Raw genomic sequence first — 4,594 nt, 5'->3', positions numbered from 1 at the left:
GTGATGCTCGTCGGCGAACAGGTCGGTCTTGATGGCGGTGCGTGGTTTCATCGGTGCAGGCTGCGGGGTTCAGGACGTCGTAATTTTACCAAGGGCGGGCGAGGCGGAGGTTTTTCGAGGCGCCCTGCCATGGTCTTCGTGTGGTCACAGATGACCCGTGGCGACCCGAACTACACGCTGGTGCAGGTTTCGGTGAACAACCTGGTGATGGTGGTGGCGTTCGCACCCATCGTCGCTCTGCTGCTGGGCGTGACCGAGATCGCCATCCCCTGGGAGACTTTGGTGCTGTCGGTGGTGCTCTACATCGTGCTCCCACTGATCGCCGGCTGGTGGACGCGCAAGCGCCTGACCGCCCAGGGCGGCGAGGCGGCCGTCTCGGACTTCACCGCGCGCATCAAGCCTGTCTCCATGCTCGGCCTGCTGCTCACCGTGGTGCTGCTGTTCGGCTTTCAGGGTCCGGTGATCCTGGCCCAGCCCATGCTGATTGCGCTGATTGCCGTGCCCATCCTGATCCAGTCCTACGCCATTTTCGCCCTGGGTTATGCCTGGGCCTGGGCCTGGCGTCTGCCGCACCCGATTGCCGCGCCCTGCGCGCTGATCGGTACGTCCAACTTCTTCGAGCTGGCGGTGGCTGTGGCCATTGGTCTGTTTGGCCTGAACTCGGGCGCGGCGCTGGCCACCGTGGTTGGCGTGCTGGTCGAGGTGCCGGTGATGCTGTCCCTGGTGGCTTTTGCCAACCGCACGCGCGTGCGTTTTGCAGCGTCGTGACGAATGTCGGCAAACGGATATCTGGAATCCCAACCCAAGGAGCCCATCTATGAATAAGCCGAATACCTGCTGCACCCCTGCGACGCAGCCCAACGTATCGTTGACACCAATGAGTGACGATGCGCATCGCCGTACCGTGCGAAATGCCTATGCCCAGGTGGCTCAGGCCAGCGACAAGGGCCAAAGCAGCGGCAATGCTTCGAGTTGCTGCGGCGTCAGCGACGATGGCGCCATCAACACGCTCATCTCCACCCGTCTGGGCTACAGCCAGGCCGACTTGGATCTGGCGCCTGCTGGCGCCGACATGGGCCTGGGCTGCGGCAATCCCAAGGCCATTGCCGCACTGAAGTCGGGCGAAACAGTCGTCGACCTGGGATCGGGCGGTGGCTTCGACTGCTTCCTGGCCGTTGGCGAGGTGGGGTACAGCGGCCAGGTGATCGGCGTTGACATGACCCCGGAGATGGTCTCCAAGGCGCGTGCCAATGCGCTAAAGGGCCAATACGAAAACGTGGAGTTCCGCCTCGGCGAGATCGAGCACCTGCCGATTGCCGATGCTGTTGCCGACGTGGTGATCTCCAATTGCGTCATCAACCTGTCGCCCGACAAGCCCCAGGTGTTCCGCGAGGCTTTCCGCGTGCTCAAGGCCGGGGGGCGGCTGGCCATTTCCGACGTGGTCGCGACTGCCCCGCTGCCCGAGGACATGCGCAACGATGCCGCGCTCATTGCCGGGTGCATGGGCAACGCATCGCTGATTGCCGACCTGGAGGCGATGATGCGTGCCGCCGGATTCGAGCAGATCCGCATCCAGCCGAAAGACGAGTCGAAGACCTTCATCAAGGACTGGGCGCCGGGACGCAAGGTCACCGACTTCGTCGTCTCGGCCACGATCGAAGCCATCAAGCCGGGCACCACGCCGTCGCATCTCTCATGACTGAAGGGCCCGTGGGTGCTAAAGCGCCTGTGGGCCTTGGCGAGCTGGAGAGTGTCATGGCCCGCGCTGCCTCGCCTATGGGCCGATTCGAACGCTACCTGCCGCTTTGGATGGCGCTGTACGTTCCGAGCGGCCCAGCCTTGGGCCACCTCATGCTTGGGCTGCTCAGCATATTGGCAACCATCGAATACGCCTGGGCCACTGGAACACAGATCCCCAACCCTACGAATTTCTGAGTCGGCATACAGCAATGAATCCAATCACTATTTATCACAACCCCGCCTGCGGCACATCGCGCAACGTGCTCGCCATGATCCGTAACAGTGGCGAGGAGCCTGTCGTCATCGAGTACCTGAAGACACCGCCCGACCGGGCCACGTTGACAGCGCTGATCGCCGCCATGGGCGTGCCGGTACGTGCCGTCCTGCGCGAAAAGGGTACGCCTTATGCCGAGCTGGGTCTCGATGACCCGAAATGGAGCGACGAGCAGTTGATCGGATTCATGCTCCAGCACCCCATTCTTATCAACCGCCCCATCGTGGTCACGCCGCTGGGCACCATGCTGTGCCGGCCTTCGGAGACGGTGTTGGACATCCTGCCCCAGCCGCAGCGCGGTGCATTCAGCAAGGAAGACGGCGAAGCCGTCGTGAATGCGGAAGGCCGCCGTGTCTGAATCCAGAGTTGACCTGCCCAATATCGACACCGCGCTGTTCCAGCAACCCGATGCCCAGCGGCTGATGGCGCCCGAGCGTGCCACCCACGCGCCGCGCTTCCTGCTGCTCTACGGCTCACTGCGCGAACGCTCGTTCAGCCGCCTGGCTGCCGAAGAAGCGGCGCGCATCCTGCGTGCGCTCGGTGGCGAAACGCGAATGTTCAACCCCTCGGGCCTGCCGCTGGTGGACGATGCGCCTCACGATCACCCGAAGGTCAGGGAACTGCACGAACTGGTGCAATGGGCCGAAAGCATGGTGTGGAGTTCGCCTGAGCGCCACGGCGCCATGACCGGCCTGATGAAAACGCAGATCGACTGGATTCCACTGTCCATCGGCGCGGTGCGCCCCACTCAGGGCAAGACGCTGGCGGTGATGCAGGTATCGGGCGGTTCTCAATCCTTCAATGCCATCAACCAGATGCGCGTGTTGGGCCGCTGGATGCGGATGCTGACCATTCCCAACCAGTCCTCGGTGGCCAAGGCATACCAGGAGTTTGATGAAGCAGGACGCATGAAGCCCTCTGCCTATTACGACCGCATCGTGGATGTGATGGAAGAGCTGATGAAGTTCTCGCTGCTCACGCGCGATGTGGCGCCCTATCTAGTGGATCGCTACAGCGAGCGCAAGGAAAGCGCCAAAGCCCTGAGCCGGCGGGTCGATCAAGCGGCGATATGAGAACTCATGTGTTGGCTCCTTGCTGAGGCGCAGCCCAGGCTGATCCATGCACGGCTGGTGATGCGCAACAACGGCTGCGCCTCTTGTGCCGCCTTGACGATATGCGGCTGGCGTCAGGGGCGTACCTCTGAAAACGGGTAGCCCGCAGATCGCATTCCTGGCTGACCGTGCGGCGGCGCGCCGCCAAGGTATCGGCATCGCAACAGAAGAGCCGATGTCATGCCCGCAATCCAAGTATCCCGGCGTCTGGTCGGCGCTGGTCTCCTGGCTGCAGCGCTAGCCAGCGGCTGCGCCACCACGACCGCGCCACTGGTGCCAAACGCCATAGAAGAAGTCGCCTCCGTTCCCGAACCCGAGGCCTCTGAGTTCATTCCCGTCGTGCGCTATGGCCGCTACACGCTGGTCGAGCTGGCACCCTCGGCGGCGCAGCGTGACTTGCTGTTGCAGACCATCGACGTGTCTATGCCCGAGGATGCCCGTGCCACGGTCGGCGACGGGCTGCGGCATGTACTCAAGCGCAGCGGCTACCAGCTTTGCGAGACCGCGCACGCGGTGACCGCGCTGTACGCGCTGCCGCTGCCAGCGGCGCATCTACATCTCGGCCCCATGACCTTGCGCGATGCGCTGCTCACCCTGGCCGGCCCGGCCTGGGAAGTGCACGCAGATGACCGGACACGGCAGGTCTGCTTCGAGCAGCCCGGTCGCGATGCAGGCACCGAGCCGGTTCCCGGGCTGCCCGCCGCCGAAGCGGCGCAGACGTTCCCGCTGCCTCCTTCCATTTCGGGAGGCCAGCCATGAACCCCACGCAGTCTCTCCGGCGCCCGACCTTCACCGTGGTGGTGCAGAGCCTGCTGTGGCTTTGGCTGATTGGCCTCAGTGTCTTCGCACTTCGGGGCCACCAGGCGATAAACGATCAGGCCGACCAGCAGCGGCTCGACACCCGGCTGCAACGCCTCGAAGCCCAGGTAGCCGGGCTGGCCGCGACCATGCAGCAGCAGCCCGCAGCCGCCACCGCCGCAGGCCTGCAGGACACCCGCCAAGCGCTGGAGGCACGCATCGCCCAAATCGAGCAGACGATGGGCGGTCATGCCACTGCCGACGACGTTCTGGCGCTGCGCAAGGAGGTCGAGCAGATCAGGGCACGCCAGACCACCCCGCGTGCCACAACGCCAGCCCAGCGGCGCTCCCCGAGCCAACCCGTCACCGCCAAGCCCGAGCCGCCGCCACTGCCGTTCCGCATTGTCGGCGCCGAACTTCGCGCCGGCCAGCGCAGCCTGTCCGTCGCGCCGAGCAGCGGGGACTTCACGCCCGACCAGCTTCAGGTGCTGCTTTCAGGCGATGCGATCGGCTCGTGGCGCTTGCAGGCGGTCGAGGGCAGCACCGCCGTGTTCCAGACCGGCGACCAGACCCGTCGCGTGGCGATCCCTTGAGCTGAGGACACGACATGAAGCCAGCCATCATCCTTTCCGCGCTTCTGCTCGCGTCTGCCCAGTTGCCCGCCGGGGCG

At 64.7% G+C, this 4,594-nt stretch carries 7 protein-coding genes; all 7 read left to right on the top strand.

The annotated features are described in order from the left end of the window. Positions 1-768, top strand: a 768-nt coding sequence (locus H0484_RS14935; RefSeq protein ID WP_226955433.1) for an arsenic resistance protein, incomplete at its 5' end; no start/stop codon positions are given. 109 nt (positions 769-877) lie between these two features. Further along, positions 878-1,699 (top strand): arsenite methyltransferase, encoded by an 822-nt coding sequence (locus tag H0484_RS14930; RefSeq protein ID WP_106685114.1) that lies wholly within the window; start codon positions 878-880, stop codon positions 1,697-1,699. After that, positions 1,696-1,935: a hypothetical protein gene (locus H0484_RS14925; protein ID WP_106685113.1), complete on the top strand. Its 240-nt coding sequence runs from the start codon at positions 1,696-1,698 to the stop codon at positions 1,933-1,935. Before H0484_RS14930 ends, H0484_RS14925 begins: the two co-directional genes overlap by 4 nt. A gap of 14 nt (positions 1,936-1,949) precedes the next feature. Beyond that, on the top strand, positions 1,950-2,372 hold the full coding sequence (gene arsC / locus H0484_RS14920) for an arsenate reductase (glutaredoxin) (protein WP_077565969.1): 423 nt from the start codon (positions 1,950-1,952) through the stop codon (positions 2,370-2,372). Continuing rightward, positions 2,365-3,087: an arsenical resistance protein ArsH gene (gene arsH, locus H0484_RS14915; protein WP_077565990.1), complete on the top strand. Its 723-nt coding sequence runs from the start codon at positions 2,365-2,367 to the stop codon at positions 3,085-3,087. Before arsC ends, arsH begins: the two co-directional genes overlap by 8 nt. A 219-nt stretch (positions 3,088-3,306) precedes the next feature. Further along, on the top strand, positions 3,307-3,885 hold the full coding sequence (pilL2, locus tag H0484_RS14910; protein WP_077565967.1) for a PFGI-1 class ICE element type IV pilus protein PilL2: 579 nt from the start codon (positions 3,307-3,309) through the stop codon (positions 3,883-3,885). Beyond that, entirely contained in the window at positions 3,882-4,517 is a 636-nt protein-coding gene (locus tag H0484_RS14905; protein ID WP_077565965.1) for a hypothetical protein, read from the top strand. Before pilL2 ends, H0484_RS14905 begins: the two co-directional genes overlap by 4 nt. Positions 4,518-4,594 lie beyond the last annotated feature (77 nt).

Origin of the sequence: Mesopusillimonas faecipullorum (assembly GCF_020539505.1) — a bacterium.
Lineage (GTDB): Bacteria > Pseudomonadota > Gammaproteobacteria > Burkholderiales > Burkholderiaceae_B > Mesopusillimonas > Mesopusillimonas faecipullorum.
This window is presented reverse-complemented; position numbering and strand designations above follow the sequence as displayed.